This is a genomic window from Dysgonomonas sp. UBA7630, from assembly GCF_002483985.1.
GTDB lineage: Bacteria > Bacteroidota > Bacteroidia > Bacteroidales > Dysgonomonadaceae > Dysgonomonas.
Genome location: NZ_DLIY01000027.1, coordinates 12,814 through 35,740, shown reverse-complemented (window position 1 = coordinate 35,740; position 22,927 = coordinate 12,814). Strand labels below are relative to the sequence as shown.

Below are 22,927 nucleotides of genomic sequence, written 5' to 3'. Positions count from 1 at the left end.
TATATTATATATTAAACCTTTGCTACAAAGCGAAGTCTTAATGTTTGAACCTTAAAAAAAAGACAAATGAAAAAACTATTACTTTACATCGTACTATGCACCATTGCCTTCAATCTATACTCTCAAGAATCATATACATCTTTTGGCATCAGAGGTGCTATTGGAATATCCCAATTAAGAGGAATGAAGCCTTATGAATCGGCAGGGATTATACCGGGAAGTTATTTTACTACAACAGGGGCATATCAATCGGGCGTATTACCAACATGGGATATAGGCTATAGCATCCAAAAAGGAAAAAACAACTTTGTACTACAGATAGATTATCTTGTAACCTATATCAATACCGGTCTAAAAAATGCTTATATAGGAGAGTCTAAAAAAATAAAAAGAATAACGGGATTCTATACGAACTTAGCGTTCAACTTCGGCGTAAAATGGTCTATTAAAGACGATTATCGCTTGGTATTTGGTTTAGGTCCATACGTCGGTATGGATATTATGGGATCAATAGCAGGGACTGATCGCTCGTACGGAAAAGATAAAAAACCTAGCTCAGGTGTATATGATGAGGAGCTGAAAACAGATGATGCCAATTATAAATACTTTGATTGGGGTGGCAGTATATTGCTCGGAATAGAACACAACAATTATCAGTTTGCTCTCAATTACCATCACGGTTTATATAATATTGTATATGACCAATATCCGTTGTACAACAGAACCCTAAAGCTAAGTGTCACATATTTCTTTTAACAGACAGAGCCAAATATAGATTTAAGATAAAAGATTAATACTATATTTGTATTTCAAAATTAAGCACTACAAATATTTAGTTATTTATAATATTTAATTCAGGCATGAAAATCGCTATTGTTGGTACAGGTTATGTAGGTCTCGTTACGGGAACTTGTTTTGCTGAAATGGGAACGGAAGTTTTTTGTATCGATATCGATCAAAACAAGATAGATAAACTGAAGAATGGTATCATTCCTATTTTCGAACCGGGACTTGACGAAATGGTGGAACGCAATCATAAAGCGGGACGCCTAAATTTCACGACCGACCTTAGCTCTATCCTCAACGAGGTTGATATTGTATTCTCCGCAGTGGGTACACCTCCGGATGAAGATGGAAGTGCAGATCTGAAATATGTGCTTGATGTGGCACGTACTATTGGACAAGAACTAAACAAATATATGGTTATTGTAACCAAAAGTACAGTACCTGTAGGTACAGCCAAGCTGATAAAGAAAACCATTCAGGACGAATTAGACAAAAGAGGTTTAACGGATCTGAAATTCGATGTGGCTTCAAATCCCGAATTCTTGAAAGAAGGTGCAGCCATTACAGATTTTATGCAACCCGACCGTGTTGTGGTTGGTGTTGAGTCTGACCAAGCCAAGCAATTGATGGAAAGACTATACAAACCTTTCACATTGAACAACTACCGCATTATATATACCGATATTCCTTCGGCCGAGATGATAAAATATGCAGCGAATGCTATGTTGGCTACCCGAATCAGTTTTATGAACGATATTGCTAATATGTGCGAAATTGTAGGAGCTGACATCAATATGGTACGAAAAGGAATCGGAGCAGATGTGCGCATCGGTTCTAAATTTTTATATGCTGGATGCGGATATGGTGGAAGCTGCTTTCCGAAAGATGTAAAAGCACTTATACATACAGCTCAAAATCTGGGCTATGAAATGAAAATCCTCGAAGCGGTTGAAGAAGTGAATGAGTTCCAGAAGAAAATTCTCTTCGAGAAACTAATGAAATACTATGATAACGATATAAAAGGAAAAACTATTGCCGTATGGGGACTGGCATTTAAACCAAAAACGGATGATATGCGTGAAGCGCCATCGCTGGTTATCATTGATAAAATTTTAGAAGCAGGAGGAAAAGTTAAGGCTTATGACCCTGTAGCAATGGAAGAGGCTAAACGAATTCTAGGCGACAGTATTACATACGCAAAAGATATCTACGATGCTACATTAGAAGCAGATGCAATATTGATGGTTACCGAATGGAACGAGTTCCGCTTGCCGACATGGGAAGTAATAAAGAAAACCATGAAGAAACCTGTCGTTTTTGATGGAAGAAATATATACAACAAACAAGAAATGAACGAAATAGGATTTGACTATTTCGGTATTGGTATAAAATAAAACAAATGATTACTGTAGAAGGAATAACTAAAAGTTTTGGCTCGCTTAAAGTTCTCAAAGGCATAGATCTTCATGTAGAAAAAGGGGAGATAATATCGATTGTAGGTGCTAGTGGAGCCGGAAAGACGACCCTTCTGCAAATCATAGGGACACTGGATAAGGCTGACAGTGGTACAGTACACATTAATGGACAAAAACTGAACTCACTAAGAGATAGCCAACTGTCTGATTTCAGAAACAAAAACATTGGATTTGTATTTCAGTTCCATCAGCTTTTACCCGAATTTACAGCGCTGGAAAATGTAATGATACCTGCACTGATAGGAAAGGTTAAGGATTCTCAGGCAAAGCAAAAGGCAAAAGAATTACTCGACATGCTGGGCTTAGCCGATAGACTTGGTCATAAACCAAACGAACTATCGGGAGGCGAAAAGCAACGTGTTGCTGTAGCACGTGCCTTAATTAATAATCCGGCAATCATCTTGGCTGATGAACCGTCGGGTAGCCTCGACACTGAAAATAAAGAAGAACTACATCAATTATTTTTTAAGCTTCGCGATACATTAGGACAAACATTCATTATAGTAACTCACGACGAAAATCTGGCTTCTATAACAGACAGAACCGTACACATGAAAGATGGTCAGATTTTTGACCCTTTAAAAGAATCTATCTAAGAGATGAACCTTTCCTCTGATAAACGTATTTATCAGATTGCCCTCACCCTCATTCCGGGAGTGGGTGATATTACTGCTCGTAATCTTTTACAGATAATGGGAGATGAGGAAGCTATATTCAGAACAAACAGAAAAACTCTGATCTCTAAAACAGAAATCTCTCATAAGCTGGTTGATGGCATACTTAATCCGAAGGTTCTTATAAAAGCAGAAAAAGAACTCTCCTTTATAGAGAAGAACAAGCTTAAGACTTACTTCATCAATCAGACGGACTACCCTAAACGACTAAAAGAGTGCGCAGACGCTCCTGTATTATTTTATTTTGAGGGAGATATCGATTTCAACACCGAGAAGGTAATAAGCATAGTAGGAACAAGAAACTCCACAAATTATGGCAATAGTTTTTGCGATACTTTTCTGGAAGAAATTGCACACCTGCTACCTAATACCCTAATTGTAAGCGGACTTGCTTACGGAATAGATATCAATGCACATAGAGCCGCTCTGAAACATAATTTACCGACAATCGGGATACTGGCTCATGGCTTAGATAGAATATACCCGCATGTACACAAGCAAATAGCTCGAGAAATGGTCGCTAAAGGAGGGTTGCTTTCTGAGTTCCCAAGCAATACAGAGCCCGACCGATACAATTTTGTAAAAAGAAACCGGATAGTAGCAGGCATTGCCGATGCTGTTATTGTTGTTGAGTCTGACGTAAAAGGGGGTTCGTTGATTACGGCGGAAATTGCGAATTCATATTGTAAAGATGTGTTTGCCGTTCCGGGAAAAATGACTGATAAATATTCTCAAGGATGTAACAAGCTTATCTCGTCACACAAAGCCGATTTGTTCCGATCAACAGAATATTTCCTGCAACAAATGGGGTGGGATAACGAATCGTCAAAAAGGAGGAAAGCCCCTATTCAACAAAGTCTTTTCACCATATTGACCGATGATGAGCAAGCCATCGTTAATAAATTATCAGAAAAAGAATCTATACATATCGATCAGTTAGCCAGAGAGCTTGGTGTTCCGGCATACTCACTGTTTTCTACATTACTGGAGATGGAGATGAAAGGAATGATAAGAACACTCCCGGGAAACTTATATACGATATCCTAACTAGAAATCTTTCAGATTCGCCATATTCCACAAATTAAGATAGGTGGCTTTAGTAATATTTACCACTTTCTCATAATTAATTTTATCGGCATGATCGGTCGGCTTATGATAGTCTTCATGCAAATCGGTATTGTAAAATATAACAGGTATCTTTCTCATCGAAAAAGGAATATGATCACTTCCTCCGGGAGAATCATCCATAGAGCGAAAATCGGGAACCAGATTCAAATTATATGCGGCAATATCGTTCTGCAACCATTCTTTAAATACAGGTTTCTCAGGGGAGAAAAAACATGCTACATAATTATAATCAGCCTCCGTCTTATTTCTACCAATCATATCACAATTGATATAGCCTCTTATTTTAGGAGCTGTGAGTAAAGGAAAAGTTATGTTCTTAAAGTAATCTTCAACAAAATAAGATGAACCCAACAAGCCCAATTCCTCTCCATCCCACAAAGCAAAAATGACAGTGCGCAATGGTTTTTCGCCGGAAGCCAAAAAGGCTTCTGCTATCTGCAGAATCGCCGATGTCCCCGAAGCATTATCATCAGCTCCATTGTATATACTGTCATTCGTTTTGTTTGCTTTTACACCTATATGATCGTAATGTGCACCAACTATCACAACCTCATCCTGATACTCTCCGGGGATATATCCCAATACGTTACGCATCTTTAGAGAAGGATAGCGATCACTTTCGAAAGGTTGATAATAAGCATCTCTCCAAGGCTTAACACCGACTTTTTGAAGTGTACTTTTTATATATTCTGAGGCCTTCAATCCGCCCGATTCGCCGGCTTTACGCCCCTCTAAACTATCACTAGCCAAAACTCCTATATACTCCTTTGCCTTTTGCAAAGATATTGCTGCCAGACCTTTTTCTTTAGGTGTTTGTGCAAATAAAGAAAATGGAGTAAAAAAGAATACGACAAGGATAAGTTTACACCTCATGGTTTAATATGTTTTCAGGTTTGCTAAATTCCAGAGGTTAAGATAAGCAGCTTTCGTTATTTCGACAAGTTTATCCCAATTTATTTTATCGGCATGATCGCTCGGTTGATGATAATCGGGATGTCCGTCTGTATGATACCAAATCACAGGAACATCTCTTTTTGCGAATGAAGCATTGTCACTACCACCAATAGGCTTATCCCAAGCGCGATAATTAGGTTCTAAACCTAGTCGGTATGTCTTAATATCGCTCTTCAACCATTCACCAAACAGAGGGTGTGCTTCGGTATAAAAATACACGACATAATTTGGTTTCTGCTCGTCATTATTTCGTCCAATCATATCAAAATTAACATATCCTTTAATATCTAATGCGAAAGGGCATGTCTGCATAAAATACTCCGAGCCTAACAGTCCTAGCTCTTCACCATCCCATAGTGCAAAAATAATTGTACGTTCGGGCTTTTCTCCACTCGCAAGAAATGCTCTCGCTATTTGCAATACAGCAGAAACTCCCGAAGCATTATCATCGGCACCATTATATATCTTATCCCCATCGAGGACTTCATCCATACCTAAGTGATCGTAATGAGCACCCATTACAACATATTCATTCTTATTTTTACCTTCAATATATCCCAATACATTCCTTAACTCTAACTTACGATGAGCCGGAAGTTGACTATACTTCTGAATAGAATCGGGATGAACAGAAAAACGCACTCTTTTTTGTCTCTCGGGACTATATGCTTCAAAAGGCTGGAAATAAGAATCCTCATTCAGAGGTTTAAGTCCCATATCTTGCAACACAGACTTCACATATTCTCCGGCAACACGTCCACCATGCCTACCGGCCTCTCTGCCTTCTACTGCATCGCTTGCCAGAAAGCCAATATATGCTTTTGCGCTTTCTTTATTAATTGTTGCAAAACCTTTCTCTTTCGCCGACTGAGAAAATAAAGAAATAGATATAAATAATAAAAAAGGAAATATTGTCTTCTTCATATCAGTGTAATCCTAAAACCATATTGGCTACAATAATTAATAATACGACGATGGTTATCGCCACGTACATATAATCTTTCTCAATAAGGAAACCTATCACCGAAAATGCTACGCGCAAAATAGGCGTGGCAATGAGTACACAAACGCCTAATTGTATGATAGCCGCACCATCAAACTCTAATACCCGGGGAATAATCGTTGACAACTCACGTAGATATTGAGAAACTCCCGGAAAGGGCTGATCATCGGGTGTAGGTTTATAATGCTCGATAGGCAAACCGTGATTCTGGAATAAATAGATCAGACCTCCAAATACGGTAATACCACATGCCAACATAACTCCATATCGCAGCAACTTGCCAATAAGAAGCTCCATGTCTCTTTCTTCCCAAAACTCTTTAGAAAAAACTTTCTTCATCTTATTACATTTTACCGGTTAAAGCATTATAAATCATAGAAACAGCCAAGAAGAAAATGACAACACTAAATAGCAGTCTTAAATTTCTTACATTTGCTTTAGGTAGTATTTTAGAGCCAAAGAATGCCCCCAAAAGTACTCCCACAACAATAGGCATAGCTAATCCCGGATCGATATATCCTCGTTGGAAGTAGATTACAGCACTGGCAGCAGCTGTAACACCAACCATGAAATTACTGGTTGTTGTAGATACCTTGAAAGGAATTTTCATTGCCGTATCCATAGCCAATACCTTCAGTGATCCCGAGCCAATACCAAGCAGCCCTGATAAAACACCCGCAACCGTCATCAGTGAATACCCTCCGATTACATTATGAACATTATATTTTTCTACCTTCCCATCTTTGGTTGGGTAAGAACCATTTAGTTTCAACTTATCGCCCAATTTATCGCCCGGAGCAGAATAATCGATGCCATCTTCTTTCTTTGACACAGAACGTATCGCAGAAAAAATAAGAACAACACCCAAAATTATAGCGATATACATCTTATCAAGATACATAGCTACAATTGCACCTGCAACAGCTCCCGTCGTTGTTGCTATTTCGAGAAACATACCAATGCGCACGTTGGTTATCCCTTCTTTTATATATGCCGCGGCAGCTCCTGAAGATGTGGCAATAGATGTAACCAATGCAGCTCCTACTGCATATCTGATATCTACACCAAACCCAAGGGTTAAGATAGGGATTACAATAACACCTCCTCCTAAACCTGTAAGCGAACCTATAAATCCGGCAAAACATGCCCCGATAAATAAAACCAGGGAAAATATCTCTAAATTAAAATCCATATTATTTTGTTTTGACGCCGTAAAGGTAATCTTTTTAGAAAAGATACAAGGAAACACAGCATCAAATACTATAAAATATAATGAAGATGTAACACGGTTATTCTATATTTATTAACAAAACATTCTGCATATACTAGTTGTTTTAAGTATAGTCACTAAATAAATAATACAATATGAAACATTTAATTTTAGCAACTCTATTCAGTGTAATTTCTACAGTTATGATAGCACAAGTATCCTTATATGATTTTAAAGTAAAAGATATTGACGGTAACAATTTTGACCTTTCAAGCCTAAAAGGTAAAAAGGTTTTGGTAGTAAATGTTGCGTCTAAATGTGGGCTTACTCCTCAATATGACAAATTACAAGACCTTTACGAAAAATACAAAGACAAGAATTTTGTTGTAATAGGTTTTCCCGCTAATAATTTTAACGGCCAAGAACCCGGAACAAATGAAGAAATAAAAACATTCTGTACACTCAATTATAATGTATCGTTCCCTATGATGAGCAAAATAGACGTAGTAGGCGACAAGAAAGCACCGCTCTATAAATGGCTGACAGAGAAATCACAGAACGGGAAAATGGATGCAGAGGTACAATGGAATTTTCAGAAATTTATGATTGATGAGAATGGTCAACTTGTAGATTTTGTCGCTCCACGAGAAGATCCTTTTTGTGATAAAATCATCAACTGGATAGAAAAGTAATTCTTATATTCATATAAATATAGAAGTCCCATTTGTCGTATGGCACATGGGACTTTTATGATATTGGTATAGGAGAATGTTAATTAACACTCTCCTATTTTATCATTATAGACTCGTATTAGAGATTATTTCTTCTTTTTGAAGTCGTAACTCCTCTATAAGCGAAATAAATAACTAACGCAAATAGAATTATAGGAAGTGTAATATCTCCTATCGGAGCTGCTTCTCCTACTTGACCCGGGTCCGTTACTTCACCTCCTTGTCCAGGCAAGTCTGGATCTGTCCCCCAGTCTGTAAGGGCTCTTGTACCACCAACCTTATTTAATGTTGTAGCCATCGGAGAATTATCTGTCCTGCTTGCAATTGATAGATTTTCAATCTTTGATAAAGTTACAGCAGAAGGAGACTTGCTGGATATTACTTGCGCATCCATCGCATCCGTCTCTGCAGCATTTATTGAAACCGTTGGTATAGACAGCCCAAAGCATGTTATCAAAAACATAAATATCACTAGTTTTGTTTTCATTTGTTATATTTTTCGTACGTCTGTGTTCTAAAAAGCTAGTTGTGTAAGTTCACAAATTTTGTTGTAAAAGTTCTGTTTCCTGCTATTTTTACTATGTATGTTCCTAAGTTTAATGTTTTAGAATATTCCATTGATGGATAGTCATTTTTACCAACTCTGGTTTTTCCCATCAATCGTCCTTGCATATCATAAATCAACACATCGCTATTCACATCTTTCTCATTCAAGCCGGAAATATGCAATACCGGTTCATTATAATAGCAGGTTATTTCAGTAGTTTCTTCTTCTAGAATATCTTTAGTTTCGAAAAAGCGTAATATAAATCGATTTTCGTCCACAGCTTTCAGATCAGACGGACCTGATGAATACTCGTAAGATATACCCGGAGTCAGTTTCACTGTCTTATTGTTCTGGTAACGGTCTATCAACCAAACATCCTGAACAGATGTAACATTCTCCAAGTTATAAAAATTCAAAGACATTGTCTGTTGTGTAGCCGGAGGAGTCACATACAATGCTAACTCTTTAATATTTAGCGGAACTACATTCCCTAACATATTTACACCGTCACTCGATTTTGTGTAGATAAAAGTAGAACCCTCTTCAGGATATATCTTATCACTTTCATTTGGTACAGTAATCGACTTAGAGAGATTCTTCGGCGTATCCAGATTATCATCACTTGTCATTTTTGCGTTATCACGCAGTACTATTGCAGTTCTGTCTGCCGCCTTATCCGCAGAGCTGGCAACTTCAACCACAAAGAAGTCTGATAATAGATTCGATGTAGCACCACTCTTCAAATATCTTGTTGTTCCAAATGTTCTTAAAGCAGGGCTTAAAGAAATATCAAAGCTTTTGTTAGCCTGTACAATAAACATTTGCATAGGGGCAATTAAGAATTGTAGAGGATCTACAATATTCCTACCCGGGTCTGCCGGATCTGCCGATCCACCGGTTACAGTAACTCCATCTGTACTGATATAATCATAGCTAACCTGCATATGATATAGCTTATCACTATTGTCATATCTGATCAACCCATTATTTACAATCCAATATTTAGACCTTAGTACATTTTTTGTAGTTTCATTTTTAGCTGATGTATTTACATCTTGCCCAAAGTATTGCGACACATCCAAAACTCCGGCACTTAAATCTGTACCGAGTGAAGTTCCTTTGATATCATATCCTAATAACGGATTCAAACTGATTGGCGCCATGAAGGGGTTTCCTAAGAAGTTAAGTCCTTGCTCTAGAGTCACCGTTACAGCATCTGTTTTAAACTTCTCTGTTTCGAGCAATTCGATCCTATCTCTTCCAAAATCAGGCCAGTCTCCCAAGCCCTTCCAACCTCCGGGTTTTGTGCCTGCCAAGTCCGGTGAAAAGCGGGCAAAGCCCATTAAATAATCAGTAGATTCCGGATTAGGAACTCCACCGGCAATTGTATTACCACTTATTTTAGTGAAGTGATATCTCATCAATCGGCGATTGAATTCAAAACCTCCTCTTGCTCTATTGGCAGATTTGACATTCAAAACAGCCCATCTATCGTCAATATTCTTACTTCCATAATTCGTCACATCCATACTCATAAAGTACCCGTATCCGGCTTTCATCTTGTATAGAGGATCAAGGATAGTACCTTGATTCGAAGTCAGACTATTTTTGTTTGGCTTCATAAATACATGATAAAACAAATAGTCTGTACCCATTTCTTCAAATGGTGGAGTAAACCCTGTCAAGTAATTCCATACTTTCCCGTTTACTGTCTTACGGAGTGTATTAGCTCCGGTAGCAGCCTCATGAGTTGAAGAATTTATAGCTCCATCATCCTCACTGGTACCATTATATTTGTAATATGTCAGATTCACCTGACTATATCCGGGAAGGTCTGAACCGGTATCACTTACGATAAGTGCCTGCCCCAAATTCATTTTTTGCGTAATCGTAGCATCATAGCCTCCCTCTACAACAAACCTATTACCTCCCAGAACATTTGAACCATTGAGTGGTGATAATAATTTATTCACAACAACGGCAGCAGATGTATCAACAGCCACAAATCCTACCAATCGAGGATCAGCAGCATTAATATCTGTTACTGTTTTATCAACATGCAGCGTCGGGAAAGCTATATAATTGTATTTTTTTTGAGAGCCTTTGTTAGCTAAAAGACCTGTAGATCTTCGAATCGTTTGTTTATTATCCTTACCAACAAAAGCTACTACACCGATGCTCGTATTGGGGTCTTTAAACAAATGCGCATACTCACCGCCAACATCAGCACCATTACCTTGAACTCCGGGATCTTTTCCATTAATAAAATCCCCGGTCAACTCTGTACGGCCATTCTGAACTATGCCTGAACCATCAGCAAATTCAGCAGAACCTTTAACATACAAAGTTGTTGACTTAGACTGCGTTCCATCAGTCTCACTTCCGTACTTAACGTACATTTTACCCTTAGAGTAAAACACGACATCTGGCGAAGTAGATTGCCCTTTTATAAGTAAAGGCAAGAAGAGTAGTACAACTAATCCTAATCGAAATTTCATTATTGTAGTTTTAATAAAGTCAGTAATAGTCTAATAAAAGTCTGTAACGGTCAAGCAGTTATACTCGATCCTAGCTTTAGGAAAAGCTATATTGTAATAATGTAAAAATTCTTATTTCCGAGCAAAGATAATCCTTTTTTCTTTAAATAAAAACTTTGGCTATATTTTTTTAAGAATTACATACACAATCTTTTACATTTGAAAAAACAGAGTAAAAGACAAAAAAAGTCACAAATGGCAATCTCTTAGCAAATCATTTACAGTTTTTACAGGATTGAAAGTTTCGACCGGAACTTCAACAAATATTGTGTTCCAATCAGACATCGCACCATTCCATAAGCCGGGAAGTTCTAAAGCTTTAAGTTCCTTTCCGCTTTTTGATTTGATTGATATAAATCCGGTATTATAGTCTACATAATCTTTCAGATTGAAATGATTACCTCTGTAGTCTTTAATCCCACAAACTAAATCAACAGGATTGAAGTGAGTCCCTTTTTTAAACATCTCCTGTTTCGCAGGATCGGACATATCAATTTGCGAGCTTTCCATAATTTGAGGAGAGATAGTTCCATCTGAATTTACGGCTAGAAAAGGTCCACCTCCCGGTTCTCCCACATTTTTCACCATACCACATACACGACAAGGGCGATCGAGTTTTCTTTTCAGATAAAGTACAAGCTCTGCATCTTCCAGCAATTTTGTATCGGGATTTTTTATATTTAATTCTTTTTGTAGAAAATAAAGAATTTCTATTAGCTGATCATGTGTATATTTCCCGCTATCGAGAAGTTTCAAATAATCAAATATTTTTCTCTGAGTATCAACCAATACTCCCGCCAGTATCTTTTTATATTTGGTCTCTGTCTGCTTATATTTATCGGGGACAGTATTATCTATGTTTTTTATAAAAACGATATCCGCATTTAAGTCGTTCAGATTTTCTATCAGTGCGCCATGTCCTCCCGGACGAAATAATAATTTTCCATTTTCCCTGAAAGGCTCATTATCGGCATCCACCGCAATTGTATCTGTACTCGTTTTTTGTTCGCTAAACGTAACGTCATATTTTACATGAAGTTCGTTTTCAAACTTTTGTTTTTTTGTCTTTATCAGGTCGTCAAACAATATTCTATGCTCAGGCGATACAGTAAAGTGAATATTCACTTCTTCTTTATCATTCTTTGCATAAAGATACCCCTCCATCAAATGCTCTTCGACCGGAGTTCGGGATGTATCACTATATTTATGAAACTTAAGAAGTCCCTTTGGCAGATTTCCANAGTTAAGCCCTTTTGGCTTCAGCAAATTCTCAACAATTGATTTATATTTCCCTTCCGAAAGCAAAGCAGCAAGGGGTTGCCCTTCATTTTTCAGACACATGGCATCCAAATCGTTATAAAACGCGAACTTCTCTATCTCTTCAAAGAATTTCTTTTCAAAGCCTGAAGTCGGTACGGAATAAGGCGCATCCAAAAACTCGAACAAGTCTTTGAACATCCTGCTTGCGGCACCCGAAGCAGGAACAAATTTAACAATTTGTTTTCCCGATGACGCTTTGTACTCATCCCAATCGGTCAGATATTCTTTTTCCTGTTCAGGAGATATCACCTTAATACCTTTTTCTACTGACGCAGCAGCGGCAATACCCAAGAAAGGAAATCCTTGTTTAAAGTTATCCAATTGTTTGTTCAGTTGGTCTTCGGTAATACCTTTTTGTGCGAGATGGTTTTTATCTGATTCGGTTATCATAGCATAGTGTGTTATATACGTCTTATATGCAAAACTAGGAAAAATATTGGTAACTTACTTCAATTGTTTAGAAAATTCCCATATTACCATCCCGGCAGCCACCGAAACATTAAGAGAGTGCTTTGTTCCATATTGAGGGATTTCAACACAACAGTCGCAACGGCTCACAACATCCTGCTGCACACCCTTTACCTCATTTCCTAAAACAACAGCATATTTCTTTTTAGAATCCAATTGCAATTCATCCAGCATTATGCTATTTTGAGCTTGTTCCACAGCACAAAGAGTGTAGCCATTTTTCTTCAGTTCTTCTACAGCCTGATCTGTATCTGAGTAATATGCCCATGCAACCGAATTTTCAGCTCCCAAAGCTGTTTTATGAATCTCCACATTGGGCGGTGTTGCCGTAATTCCGCATAGATAAACAGTCTCTACAAGAAATGCATCCGAAGTGCGGAACACAGATCCGATATTATTAAGGCTTCTTACGTTATCCAATACAATGATAAGTGGAATTTTAGGTTCAGACTTAAACTCTTCGACCGAAAGCCTATTCAACTCTGTTATTTTTTTTACTCTCATCCGCTTAATCTATTAAAACAACACTGGCACAATCCAACTGAGCTCCCATCGGTGGATTTCGTTTCGAAAGCTTAATTTCCACATGTTCGATTTTTTTATACTTCTGCTTCAGGCATCGAACGATCCGATATGCGACATGCTCTAATAACTTGGAGGGAATTTGCATTTGCTCCTTCACATCATTGTATATATCGGCATAGCTGACCGTATCTTCCAACGAATCGGATTGAGCTGCATCTGTTAGGTTTACTTCTAATTTCAGATTGATCACAAATTCGTTTCCAACCTTCGTTTCATGAGGTTGTACGCCGTGATAAGCATAAAAAACAACATTCTCAAGCAAAATAAAACTTTTCATAAAGAGTCAAAATAAAACGGCACAAAGCTAAGTTTTTTATCTATATTTGTTCGTTATTGAGTTTACAAAGATATAAAACCTTGTGAAAACAGAGAATGAAAATTATGAGTAAATCAAGAGAAACAACACCTTACACAACATCCGGCACACACAACATTTTAGCGTCGGGCACACAACTAAAAGGAGATATATCTTCGGAGGAAGATTTCCGCATCGACGGCGCAATAGAAGGCAATATCCAGTGTCGTGGTAAAATTATCGTAGGTCAGAGCGGCTGCGTTATCGGCAATATAAATTGTTCGAATATAGACTTATTCGGCAAAGTAAAAGGAAACATTATATGTTCCGAAAATATTGTTCTGAAAGCGAGTTCCCTTCTTACCGGCGAGATTAAAACACGTACGATTGAGATAGAGCCGGGAGCCAATTTTGAAGGAACCTGTTCGATGCTAAACAATAGCGTAACCGGTTCTTTGGATGAGTAAGATAATACCAAAACAATATAGTTATGAATATAAATAAAAGACTTGCCGCACTACGCGAATTTATGGGAGAAAAAGGCTTACATGCTTTTATCATCCCCAGCACCGACTCCCATCTAAGTGAATACCCGGCTTCGCACTGGGCTTCGCGCGAATGGATCAGTGGATTCACAGGGTCGGCCGGAACAGTTGTAGTCACTCGCGAAAAAGCAGGGCTGTGGACAGACTCCCGCTATTTTCTGCAAGGAGCAAAAGAACTGGAAGGAGCTGATATCGAATTATTCAAAGAAGGACTTCCTTCAACCCCAAGTATAGAAGAATGGCTAACCTCCGAACTGGGAAAAGGAGAATACGTTGGTATAGATGGCACTGTGTATGCAGCTAAAGAAGCCATGAACCTTACCCACAAATTAAACATGAAAGGATTGCACCTTATCAGTGATTACGATCCGTTCAGCAAAATATGGAACGACAGACCCGAAATACCTACGAATGCAATCTTTGTTCTGCCTGAAAAATATGCGGGCGAAGCGGCACATAAAAAAATAGCACGTATTTGCGATGCTGTAGAGAAAAATGGAGCAGAATCTTTGCTTGTAGCATCATTAGATACAATTGCCTGGATTTTTAACATCAGAGGTAACGACGTGAAGTGCAACCCTGTAGCGGTTAGTTACGCCTATGTTTCGAAAGAAGAAACAGTATTGTTTATCAATCCTAAAAAACTAACATCGGAAATTTCCGATTACCTGAAAGCAGAAGGGGTTACAATTGCCGAATACGATAAGGTATTTGATTATGTATCGAAACTAAAGACACCTGTTTGTTTGGATGCGAACAAAGTAACCTTCAAGCTATATAATACGATACCCGACGAATGCCGCATCATCGATATGCCATCTCCGGCAGACCTGATGAAGAGTATCAAAAACGATACAGAGGTTCAGGGTATCCGCAATGCGATGGAGCGCGATGGTGTTGCATTGGTACGCTTCTTCATGTGGCTCGAAAAAGCAGTACCCGGTGGTAATGTGACGGAAATTATGATACCCGAAAAACTGGTGGAATACAGAAGTCAACAGAAAAACTTTGTAGGAGAAAGCTTTGATACAATCTCGGGCTATGGTCCTAACGGGGCAATCGTTCACTATCATGTAAGCAATGAAAGTTCACTACCCGTTAAACTCGAAGGTTTGCTGCTTGTAGACTCCGGTGCTCAATATTTCGACGGTACAACAGATATAACCCGTACACTGGCTGTAGGCCCGCTTACCGACCAGATGAAAAAGGACTATACCATGGTACTGAAAGGGCATATCAATCTGGCAACAGCAATATATCCTCAAGGCACAAGAGGAAGCCAGTTAGATATCTTGGCTCGTAAGGCATTGTGGGATGAAGGGCTAAACTACCTGCACGGAACAGGGCATGGTATCGGACATTTCCTCAATGTACACGAAGGACCTCAAAACATAAGAATGAATGAGAACCCTACAACTCTGCAACCGGGAATGGTAACATCCAATGAACCGGGACTGTACAGAGCAGGACAATACGGTATCCGTATCGAAAACCTCATTCGTACGAAGCATGAAATGACTACCGAATTCGGAGATTTCTATTCTTTCGAAACGCTGACTCTTTGCCCTATAGATACGACACCTATAGTGAAAGAAATGTTGACAGAGAAGGAAATCGTCTGGCTTAACGAGTATCACAAATTTGTATACGATCGTCTTTCTCCACTATTGACCGAAGACGAAAAACAATGGTTAAAAGAAAAAACTCATGAGATTTAAAATAACTGTTATATTATTGAGCCTCCTTTTCACGTTTGAGATGGAGGCTCAAACTATTAAAAGTCCCGATAACAAATTCAACTTAGAAGTGACTTATCCGGGACAGAGTGGCAAAAAGCTATATCTGGGACAATATTGGCGGGGCGCTACATACGCAAAAGACTCCGTTGTACTTTCTGCGGCAGGTAAAGGTGTATTTACAGCAAAAGAGAAGTATCCCGAAGGGCAATATTTTCTTTACATAGCACCTGACTTCAGAACAGACATGCTCTTTGGCAGCGAACAGAGCAAAATGCAGATAACAATCAACAAGGATAATTTCTTAAAAAGCACTGTAACAGGAAACGATGACACGCGCCTACTGTGGAGCTATCTCAACAAGGTAGCAGAAAATGATGCTTTGAGAGAGACACTCGAAGATCAGCTATCGGCATCAGATCTTACTCCGCAAAAAAGAGCCGGCATAGAAAAGGAAATAGCAACCGAAGAGCAAATAGCGCAGACCTATGTAAACAATCTTATCAAAGAAAATAAGACGAATTGGTTTGGAACTTTCCTAAAGGGTATGACTCCGATCACGCTACCTTACACCGACCCTAAGAATGATAAAGAGTTTGCAGAAAACAACAAGTACGGAAAAGTACATTATTTTGATAATATAAACCTTACCGACCCTCGTCTGTGGCGAACAAATTATTTGACCAGCTATATAGAATCATATATGACTCAGTGGGTAAATCCTACGCCCGATTCTTTGGCGATAGCAGCAACTAAGCTTGTAAGCAGAACAAAAGAGAATGAAGTGTGTTTTAAAGAAATGTTGTCTTATCTGATAAATACAACCACTTCGAGCGACAGAATGGGCGATGAGAATATCTGGGCAAAGCTTTGCGAAGATTACGTCTTCGGCAAAAACCTGGCGTGGATAGATAGTGCTCAAGTGTCGGGATTGCAGTATATGTATGAGCATATCAAAAACAATCGCATAGGCATGAGAGCCCGCAATATAAAACTGACAACAATAGACGGTAAGACAATTGAGACAAACGATATAAAAGCCGAATACCTGATATTGTATTTCTATGGTCACGACTGTAATCACTGTATAGAAGAAACACCTCGCATATACAATGAGGTATATACCAAATACAAAGACAAAGGATTGCAGGTAGTAGCCATCGACATAAAGGGAAGCGACAAAAAAGAATGGGATAAGTTTGTAAAGAATAATAAGATGACCGGCTGGATCAACGCCGCCGACCCGAATAATATATCACAATACTGGCTGAACTATGACACATCATACATTCCGTCAGTGTTTGTGTTGGATAAAAACAAAAAAATAGTTGCAAAGAAAATAGATTCTAAAGGACTGGAACAGTTCTTCGATTATTATACAAAATAAAAGATAATGGCATTAATAAAAGAAGTCAGAGGGTTTACACCTGAGATTGGAGAAAATACATACATGGCCGAAAACGCTACAATAATCGGCGATGTGGTAATAGGTAAAGATTGTAGCATTTGGTTTAACACCGTATTGCGTGGCGACGTAAACTCTATACGCATCGGAAACAGGGTAAACATCCAAGATGGCAGTGTGTTGCACACTTTGTACCAAAAGTCTGTAGTAGAAATAGGCGACGATGTATCCATCGGTCATAACGTGGTAGTGCATGGTGCAAAAATAGAAAACGGTGCACTGATAGGTATGGGAGCCATTGTTCTCGATCATGCAGTGATAGGCGAAGGTGCGATTATTGCAGCAGGATCAGTGGTACTGAGCGGCACACAGGTAGAGCCGGGAAGTATCTATGCAGGTGTACCTGCCAAGTTTGTAAAAAAAGTAGATTCGGAACAGGCGAAAGAAATGAACCAGAAAATAGCAAAAAATTACCTGATGTACTCGGGCTGGTTTAAAGAAGAATAAAACCGATTAAGGAAAATACTTATAATTAAATATGGGCAGAGGAATTTCACACCCTGAGAGATACGCTACATGAAGCAATCAATCAGTCGGAAAATGAAATTCCTCTGCCTAGAATAAAATACAAACAACATTCACTAAGCATAGATAAAAGGAATCGTGCGGTAAGATAAAACTTTCAGATCAAAAAAAGAAAACGAGCACGAATCCCCCAGACTATTTAAACTAAAACAATAATATGAGCTTAATAGAAGATCTTAAATGGCGACATGCATGCAAAGGCATGAATGGAGCCAAAGTTCCACAAGATGTAGTAGAAAGAATACTTGAAGCAATCAACCTCACCCCTACTTCTTTGGGAATGCAGGCATTCAAAGTATTTGTAATAGAGAACAAAGAATTAAAAGAAAAGATATACAATGAAGCATGCGAGCAACAGCCAATTACGGGATGTTCTCACCTACTGGTATTTGCTTCATATACACAAATTACAGAAAAGTACCTTGACGACTATTTCGATTTGATAAACAAAAAACGGAATCCGAGCAAAGAGTGGTGCGATAAATATAGAAAAAAGATAGAATTCTTTATTGAGAAAAATGGCAGCAATGTGAAAAATTGGCTTTCTCAACAAACTTATATCGCACTGGGAGTGGCGTGTACAGTTGCAGCGAACGAGCGCATTGAGACACTTCCTATCGAGGGCTTTGACAGGGATGCATTGAACCGTATCCTCGACTTACCAACACAGAACCTTTCTGCAACATTTATTCTTCCTCTGGGATACAAAGATGAAAACCTCGACTGGCTCCAGAATCAACCAAAAGTAAGAAAAGACCTCAACGACCTGATTGAAGTCATCAAATAATTTTCTGTGAGAATAATTATCTTTTTATATACAGATACTAAACAAAAAGCGGGGAAATAAGGTTACAAATAGAAACAGGGTAAAAACTGTCACTTTTGTCACTTTTTACATTATTGGAAATGACAGAAAAGAAATATAGTAATCTGGTTAATGTTATCATAGGAATATTACTGATAATACTAAATATATGCTGGATATATTTCCAACTCAGATTACTATATAATTATAACTTTGGCAACATCCTCTATCTTTACAAGATACCGGAATGGATACTGGTTTTGAATACAATTTGCGGACTGATCGGAGTTTTACTTGCAGTCAGGCTAATCAAAGACAAGATAAGCGCATGGACAGTAATACCCGCCAACTTCGGGCTTTTCTGCATCTGCATTTTGATTGAAAGTTTCCTAGCATAATAGAACTATAAATTAAATAGTTATGAAAAAAGAAATTCTGAAAAGGATAATTGCAAAACCCGGAGAAAAGCATAAAGTATCCAACTTCAAAACAGATTACACCGCCGGATTATCAAAACAGAAAGGGGAAAAGCTTCTTGAAGAAAGTATAGATAAACTGTCGAAACTGCAAGATAAACTTTATGCACAAGACCGCTATTCTGTGCTGATCATATTTCAAGCAATGGATGCTGCGGGAAAAGATGGCACAATCAAGCATGTGATGTCGGGTATCAACCCGCAAGGCTGTCAGGTATTTGCCTTCAAGCAACCATCGGCTGAGGAACTCGACCACGACTATCTGTGGCGCATCTATAAATGCTTACCCGAGCGCGGAAGAATTGGTATATTCAACAGGTCTCATTACGAAGATGTACTCGTAGCAAAGGTTCATCCGGCGATTGTATTAAACGGAAAATTACCCAATATCACAAAGACGGAAGATATCGATGATAAGTTTTGGGAAAAACGTTACAGGCAGATAAACGACTTTGAAAGGCATCTGACTGAAAATGGAACAATCGTATTGAAGTTCTTTCTCAATGTTTCGCACGATGAACAGGAGAAACGCTTTCTTGCCAGATTGAATGATGAGTCTAAGAATTGGAAATTTTCGGCAGCAGATCTCAAAGAGCGTGGATACTGGGACAACTATATGGAGGCATATTCAGATATGCTGACACATACATCGACCGACGAAGCTCCTTGGCACGTTATTCCGGCAGACAACAAGTGGTTTATGCGCTATATTATTGGTCAAATCATCAGTGACAGAATAGAAGAACTAGACCTTCACTATCCCGAACTGACGGACGAAGCCAAGATAGAGATAGAGAATGCCAAGAAATCCATGTCAAAACCGCAGGAAGAAAAGCCTAAGATAAAGAAGGAAAAGAAAGACAAGAAAAAATAAAAAAGAAGGCAACGCTGATTATCTCAACGCTGCCTTTATTTAAGTAATCAATTTACATTTAGATAATTACAACCACTTCTGTCGTCTAAAATAAAAGAGAATAACGGCAACAGCGGCGATCATCAGTCCGATAGAAAATTCGTAGCCATATTTCCATTCCAGCTCGGGCATCTCTCCAAAGTTCATCCCATAAATACTTGCGATAAGTGTAGGCGGCATAAATATAACGGAGATCACGGTAAACATTTTGATGATCTTATTTTGCTCGATATTAACAAACCCGAGGAATGTGTCTTGCAGGTAGTCAAGCCTGTCGAAGCTAAAGCGGATATGTTCGAGCAGTGAGTTTATGTCCTTTATCAGAATCGTAATTCTGGCATGCAGCTCTCTTGGCATCAATTCACTTTTGAGCATACTCGATACAGCCCGCTGCTTGTCGATAATATTCTCCCTCAGCATCATGGTCTTTTCCTGCAAGTCTTTGATTTCCATCAAAAGCTCTTCGTCAGCCTCTTTTATACTGATGCTATTAGACAACGACGTAATCTGCTGAGTCATGCGTTCGATCATGTCGGCATCGAGTTCTACCCGTGTCTCCAAAATAGCGACAAACACATGATAGCCGGTAGGATACATCTTAGGATTAGCCGAGATTTTCTTTATTGTCTCGTGGAAGGACGATAAGTCCTCACTGCGGACAGTAATAAGAATATTGTTCTTTATGATAAAAGAAACCGGCTCTCTTTCGAAAGTTCCAAGTAAGAAGTTGGAATTCACAACCAATGAGTCTGCTGTCTCCATATAACGGGACGACATCTCGATCTCTACCATCTCCTCTTCTTCCTGGATATATATTTTCAGATAATCTTCTAACTCGCTTTCTATCTCCTCATCTACATTATTAAGGTCGATCCACAGAAAATCCTTAATAGGGGTGGCTTTCAAAAATTCAATGCTACGGCTCATTCGTATAACATTGTCTTTGTGATAGAATAATTTTACTTCTGACATGAGCTATTCTTTTTTAAGTGTTAGGACTTCCTTTACTTCTCACTACTTCTCCCGGGCAGAAAAGCTGAGACTATATTTGTCAACTTTTCGAAATCTGCAACCGAGAGGCGCTCGGGTCGTTCGTCAAAGATAGGGTCGGCATACGCTTCGCAATCTTTTCCCAACAGAGGCTTCATAGAGTTTCTAAGGGTCTTCCGACGCTGATTAAATCCTGTTTTCACAACAGTTTTAAACAACTTCTCATCACAGTCCAGATGTTCCCTCTTATTGCGAACCAGCTTAACCACGGCGGATTTCACTTTCGGCGGAGGGTCGAATACCTTTTCGCTCACCGTAAATAGATATTCTATATCGTACCATGCCTGTAGCAAAACACTTAATATGCCGTATGTCTTGCCTCCCGGCTTAGCGGCTATACGTTCGGCAACTTCTTTCTGGAGCATTCCTGAGCAACACGGAACTTTGTCTTTATACTCAAGAACTTTAAAAAATATCTGGGACGAAATATTATAAGGATAATTCCCTATCACACAGAATTTGTCCGGATAGATAGCCGACAAATCAAGGGTAAGAAAATCGCCTTCTACTATACGCCCATGCAAAGCAGGATAATGGTCGTTAAGATATGGCACAGAATCGCGGTCGATCTCAACAACGGTCAAGTCTTTCTCCTTTTCGATAAGAAATTGAGTCAGCACACCCATTCCCGGACCAACCTCAATTACCGGCACATCGGTAAAATCATCCAATGTATCGGCAATCCGACGTGCAATATCCAGATCTTTGAGAAAGTGCTGTCCTAAGAATTTCTTCGGCTTAACTGCCCCCATACTTATAATTATCATTATATTTGCAGCGGCAAAGGTAGTATTTATTACTGAAAATCGTTCGTATTAAAAGACCTTTATTCTGAAACCACTACATTTAAATTTGGAGAATGGAAGAAACAGATGAAGTTGTAACACAAAAGAAAAGCTCTTTATTAAACAATCTTATAAAAGTCGTATTACCCCTAGGATTAGGAATTGCGATCATATATTATCTTATTAGTAAAATTGACCCGAGTCAACTTTGGGAAATATTGAAAGATGCCAATTGGGGGATACTATTATTCTCTCTATTCTTTGGGCTTCTAGGAAATACCATCAGGGGATATCGTTGGGCTCTCTTCATTACTCCATTGAGATACTCTCCCAAAATATCAAACCTCAATTATGCAATCTATGGCGGGTACGCCGTAAACTTTGCATTGCCACGAGCGGGCGAAATATGGAGATGCGGTGTAATAGCAAAAGAAGATAACATCCCTTTCTCCAAATTATTCGGAACGATGATTCTCGATCGGATATTTGACACAATTACCGTTGCTATAATATCTTTGGTGGCCTTTTTGTTCAACATGCAATTCTTTTTGACGCAACTGGAACAAAACCAAACGACATTCAATACCATATCCGGTATATTCAAGTCCCCTTTATTATACTTAGCTATCGGCGCTGCAATAATAACCACATACATTGTCTTTAGGTTTTTCAAAGAAAATGTTATTGTACGTAAGATAAAAGGATTCCTGTCAAGTATCGCAAGTGACTTGAAAGCAATTTGGAAAATGAATACCAAAGGGCGTGTATTCTTATATACGATAGGCATCTGGGGTTCTTATTTTTGTTATTTCTACATTACATTCTTCGCTTTCGATTTTACAGCCGACTTGGGAATCACCGCCGGACTCATCGCTTTTGCCTTGAGTAGTATAAGTATGGGAGTACCATCTAAC

At 38.7% G+C, this 22,927-nt stretch carries 24 protein-coding genes; 13 read left to right on the top strand and 11 right to left on the bottom strand.

From position 1 onward, the window contains the following. Window positions 1-66 precede the first annotated feature (66 nt). From B3P17_RS12005 to dprA, 4 genes are all read left to right on the top strand, one after another. Window positions 67-756, top strand: a complete 690-nt coding sequence (locus B3P17_RS12005) for a hypothetical protein (protein WP_252639206.1) — start codon at window positions 67-69, stop codon at window positions 754-756. Window positions 757-860: 104 nt separating this feature from the next. Continuing rightward, on the top strand, window positions 861-2,180 hold the full coding sequence (locus B3P17_RS12000) for a UDP-glucose dehydrogenase family protein (RefSeq protein ID WP_252639208.1): 1,320 nt from the start codon (window positions 861-863) through the stop codon (window positions 2,178-2,180). A gap of 5 nt (window positions 2,181-2,185) precedes the next feature. Next, window positions 2,186-2,857 (top strand): ABC transporter ATP-binding protein, encoded by a 672-nt coding sequence (locus B3P17_RS11995; RefSeq protein ID WP_252639209.1) that lies wholly within the window; start codon window positions 2,186-2,188, stop codon window positions 2,855-2,857. Window positions 2,858-2,860: 3 nt separating this feature from the next. Beyond that, window positions 2,861-3,982 carry a DNA-processing protein DprA gene (gene dprA / locus B3P17_RS11990; protein ID WP_252639211.1) on the top strand — a complete coding sequence of 374 codons (1,122 nt, stop codon included), beginning with the start codon at window positions 2,861-2,863 and terminating at the stop codon, window positions 3,980-3,982. On the opposite strand, the gene B3P17_RS11985 is transcribed toward dprA, so the two are convergent. From B3P17_RS11985 to B3P17_RS11970, 4 genes are read right to left on the bottom strand one after another with little or no spacing between them, the layout of a single operon-like run. Beyond that, a complete protein-coding gene (locus B3P17_RS11985; RefSeq protein ID WP_252639213.1) occupies window positions 3,983-4,936 on the bottom strand; it encodes a M28 family metallopeptidase in 954 nt (317 codons plus the stop codon). It abuts the gene before it with no gap. Between the two features lie 3 nt (window positions 4,937-4,939). Further along, entirely contained in the window at window positions 4,940-5,941 is a 1,002-nt protein-coding gene (locus B3P17_RS11980) for a M28 family metallopeptidase (RefSeq protein ID WP_252639214.1), read from the bottom strand. A 1-nt stretch (window position 5,942) separates the two neighbouring features. Then, window positions 5,943-6,359 (bottom strand): DUF1634 domain-containing protein, encoded by a 417-nt coding sequence (locus tag B3P17_RS11975; protein WP_006842252.1) that lies wholly within the window; start codon window positions 6,357-6,359, stop codon window positions 5,943-5,945. 4 nt (window positions 6,360-6,363) lie between these two features. Then, the gene (locus B3P17_RS11970) at window positions 6,364-7,212 is read right to left on the bottom strand and encodes a sulfite exporter TauE/SafE family protein (RefSeq protein WP_252639216.1); all 849 of its coding nucleotides are present in this window, start codon (window positions 7,210-7,212) and stop codon (window positions 6,364-6,366) included. A 221-nt stretch (window positions 7,213-7,433) separates the two neighbouring features. Between B3P17_RS11970 and B3P17_RS11965 the strand changes: the two genes are divergently transcribed. Further along, a complete protein-coding gene (locus B3P17_RS11965) occupies window positions 7,434-7,922 on the top strand; it encodes a glutathione peroxidase (protein WP_393924982.1) in 489 nt (162 codons plus the stop codon). 118 nt (window positions 7,923-8,040) lie between these two features. On the opposite strand, the gene B3P17_RS11960 is transcribed toward B3P17_RS11965, so the two are convergent. The 5 genes from B3P17_RS11960 to folB form a co-directional block, all read right to left on the bottom strand. Then, complete coding sequence (locus B3P17_RS11960) at window positions 8,041-8,448, bottom strand: hypothetical protein (RefSeq protein ID WP_291105623.1); 408 nt, start codon at window positions 8,446-8,448, stop codon at window positions 8,041-8,043. A gap of 35 nt (window positions 8,449-8,483) precedes the next feature. Beyond that, on the bottom strand, window positions 8,484-11,006 hold the full coding sequence (locus B3P17_RS11955; RefSeq protein WP_252639220.1) for a T9SS type A sorting domain-containing protein: 2,523 nt from the start codon (window positions 11,004-11,006) through the stop codon (window positions 8,484-8,486). A gap of 228 nt (window positions 11,007-11,234) precedes the next feature. After that, window positions 11,235-12,755: a DUF4301 family protein gene (locus B3P17_RS11950; RefSeq protein WP_291105621.1), complete on the bottom strand. Its 1,521-nt coding sequence runs from the start codon at window positions 12,753-12,755 to the stop codon at window positions 11,235-11,237. 54 nt (window positions 12,756-12,809) lie between these two features. Further along, window positions 12,810-13,337 carry an RNA methyltransferase gene (locus tag B3P17_RS11945; protein ID WP_252639224.1) on the bottom strand — a complete coding sequence of 176 codons (528 nt, stop codon included), beginning with the start codon at window positions 13,335-13,337 and terminating at the stop codon, window positions 12,810-12,812. Window positions 13,338-13,341: 4 nt separating this feature from the next. After that, a complete protein-coding gene (folB, locus tag B3P17_RS11940) occupies window positions 13,342-13,695 on the bottom strand; it encodes a dihydroneopterin aldolase (protein WP_252639226.1) in 354 nt (117 codons plus the stop codon). A gap of 104 nt (window positions 13,696-13,799) precedes the next feature. Here folB and B3P17_RS11935 point away from each other — a divergent pair, with 104 nt between their 5' ends. From B3P17_RS11935 to B3P17_RS11905, 7 genes are all read left to right on the top strand, one after another. Beyond that, window positions 13,800-14,180 carry a bactofilin family protein gene (locus B3P17_RS11935; RefSeq protein WP_228093655.1) on the top strand — a complete coding sequence of 127 codons (381 nt, stop codon included), beginning with the start codon at window positions 13,800-13,802 and terminating at the stop codon, window positions 14,178-14,180. Between the two features lie 23 nt (window positions 14,181-14,203). Further along, window positions 14,204-15,976 carry an aminopeptidase P family protein gene (locus B3P17_RS11930; protein WP_252639227.1) on the top strand — a complete coding sequence of 591 codons (1,773 nt, stop codon included), beginning with the start codon at window positions 14,204-14,206 and terminating at the stop codon, window positions 15,974-15,976. After that, complete coding sequence (locus tag B3P17_RS11925; protein WP_135103661.1) at window positions 15,966-17,381, top strand: TlpA disulfide reductase family protein; 1,416 nt, start codon at window positions 15,966-15,968, stop codon at window positions 17,379-17,381. Before B3P17_RS11930 ends, B3P17_RS11925 begins: the two co-directional genes overlap by 11 nt. Window positions 17,382-17,387: 6 nt before the next feature. Then, the gene (locus B3P17_RS11920) at window positions 17,388-17,906 is read left to right on the top strand and encodes a gamma carbonic anhydrase family protein (RefSeq protein WP_135103660.1); all 519 of its coding nucleotides are present in this window, start codon (window positions 17,388-17,390) and stop codon (window positions 17,904-17,906) included. Between the two features lie 235 nt (window positions 17,907-18,141). Next, window positions 18,142-18,771: a nitroreductase family protein gene (locus tag B3P17_RS11915; RefSeq protein ID WP_252639229.1), complete on the top strand. Its 630-nt coding sequence runs from the start codon at window positions 18,142-18,144 to the stop codon at window positions 18,769-18,771. Window positions 18,772-18,890: 119 nt separating this feature from the next. After that, window positions 18,891-19,187 (top strand): hypothetical protein, encoded by a 297-nt coding sequence (locus B3P17_RS11910; protein WP_252639231.1) that lies wholly within the window; start codon window positions 18,891-18,893, stop codon window positions 19,185-19,187. Between the two features lie 22 nt (window positions 19,188-19,209). Beyond that, window positions 19,210-20,139, top strand: coding sequence for a polyphosphate kinase 2 family protein (locus B3P17_RS11905; RefSeq protein ID WP_252639232.1), 930 nt, complete (start codon window positions 19,210-19,212; stop codon window positions 20,137-20,139). Window positions 20,140-20,205: 66 nt separating this feature from the next. Here B3P17_RS11905 and corA read toward each other — a convergent pair whose 3' ends face one another. Both corA and rsmA read right to left on the bottom strand, forming a co-directional pair. Next, entirely contained in the window at window positions 20,206-21,150 is a 945-nt protein-coding gene (gene corA, locus B3P17_RS11900; RefSeq protein ID WP_135103656.1) for a magnesium/cobalt transporter CorA, read from the bottom strand. A 32-nt stretch (window positions 21,151-21,182) separates the two neighbouring features. Next, window positions 21,183-21,980, bottom strand: coding sequence for a 16S rRNA (adenine(1518)-N(6)/adenine(1519)-N(6))-dimethyltransferase RsmA (gene rsmA, locus B3P17_RS11895; protein ID WP_252639261.1), 798 nt, complete (start codon window positions 21,978-21,980; stop codon window positions 21,183-21,185). A 107-nt stretch (window positions 21,981-22,087) separates the two neighbouring features. Here rsmA and B3P17_RS11890 point away from each other — a divergent pair. After that, window positions 22,088-22,927: lysylphosphatidylglycerol synthase transmembrane domain-containing protein (locus B3P17_RS11890; RefSeq protein ID WP_291105614.1), on the top strand; the 840-nt coding region annotated here is incomplete at its 3' end.

What these genes read in the sequence shown, in the direction of transcription:
- B3P17_RS11925 (WP_135103661.1), top strand. Translation starts at nt 15,966, where the DNA reads ATGAGATTTAAAATAACTGTTATATTATTGAGCCTCCTTTTCACGTTT.
- B3P17_RS12000 (WP_252639208.1), top strand. Translation starts at nt 861, where the DNA reads ATGAAAATCGCTATTGTTGGTACAGGTTATGTAGGTCTCGTTACGGGA.
- B3P17_RS11955 (WP_252639220.1), bottom strand. Translation starts at nt 11,006, where the DNA reads ATGAAATTTCGATTAGGATTAGTTGTACTACTCTTCTTGCCTTTACTT.
- folB (WP_252639226.1), bottom strand. Translation starts at nt 13,695, where the DNA reads ATGAAAAGTTTTATTTTGCTTGAGAATGTTGTTTTTTATGCTTATCAC.
- B3P17_RS11965 (WP_393924982.1), top strand. Translation starts at nt 7,434, where the DNA reads ATGATAGCACAAGTATCCTTATATGATTTTAAAGTAAAAGATATTGAC.
- rsmA (WP_252639261.1), bottom strand. Translation starts at nt 21,980, where the DNA reads ATGGGGGCAGTTAAGCCGAAGAAATTCTTAGGACAGCACTTTCTCAAA.
- B3P17_RS11935 (WP_228093655.1), top strand. Translation starts at nt 13,800, where the DNA reads ATGAGTAAATCAAGAGAAACAACACCTTACACAACATCCGGCACACAC.
- B3P17_RS11960 (WP_291105623.1), bottom strand. Translation starts at nt 8,448, where the DNA reads ATGAAAACAAAACTAGTGATATTTATGTTTTTGATAACATGCTTTGGG.
- B3P17_RS11980 (WP_252639214.1), bottom strand. Translation starts at nt 5,941, where the DNA reads ATGAAGAAGACAATATTTCCTTTTTTATTATTTATATCTATTTCTTTA.
- corA (WP_135103656.1), bottom strand. Translation starts at nt 21,150, where the DNA reads ATGTCAGAAGTAAAATTATTCTATCACAAAGACAATGTTATACGAATG.
- B3P17_RS11910 (WP_252639231.1), top strand. Translation starts at nt 18,891, where the DNA reads ATGACAGAAAAGAAATATAGTAATCTGGTTAATGTTATCATAGGAATA.
- B3P17_RS11995 (WP_252639209.1), top strand. Translation starts at nt 2,186, where the DNA reads ATGATTACTGTAGAAGGAATAACTAAAAGTTTTGGCTCGCTTAAAGTT.
- B3P17_RS11905 (WP_252639232.1), top strand. Translation starts at nt 19,210, where the DNA reads ATGAAAAAAGAAATTCTGAAAAGGATAATTGCAAAACCCGGAGAAAAG.
- B3P17_RS11920 (WP_135103660.1), top strand. Translation starts at nt 17,388, where the DNA reads ATGGCATTAATAAAAGAAGTCAGAGGGTTTACACCTGAGATTGGAGAA.
- dprA (WP_252639211.1), top strand. Translation starts at nt 2,861, where the DNA reads ATGAACCTTTCCTCTGATAAACGTATTTATCAGATTGCCCTCACCCTC.
- B3P17_RS11915 (WP_252639229.1), top strand. Translation starts at nt 18,142, where the DNA reads ATGAGCTTAATAGAAGATCTTAAATGGCGACATGCATGCAAAGGCATG.
- B3P17_RS11945 (WP_252639224.1), bottom strand. Translation starts at nt 13,337, where the DNA reads ATGAGAGTAAAAAAAATAACAGAGTTGAATAGGCTTTCGGTCGAAGAG.
- B3P17_RS12005 (WP_252639206.1), top strand. Translation starts at nt 67, where the DNA reads ATGAAAAAACTATTACTTTACATCGTACTATGCACCATTGCCTTCAAT.
- B3P17_RS11930 (WP_252639227.1), top strand. Translation starts at nt 14,204, where the DNA reads ATGAATATAAATAAAAGACTTGCCGCACTACGCGAATTTATGGGAGAA.
- B3P17_RS11970 (WP_252639216.1), bottom strand. Translation starts at nt 7,212, where the DNA reads ATGGATTTTAATTTAGAGATATTTTCCCTGGTTTTATTTATCGGGGCA.
- B3P17_RS11985 (WP_252639213.1), bottom strand. Translation starts at nt 4,936, where the DNA reads ATGAGGTGTAAACTTATCCTTGTCGTATTCTTTTTTACTCCATTTTCT.
- B3P17_RS11975 (WP_006842252.1), bottom strand. Translation starts at nt 6,359, where the DNA reads ATGAAGAAAGTTTTTTCTAAAGAGTTTTGGGAAGAAAGAGACATGGAG.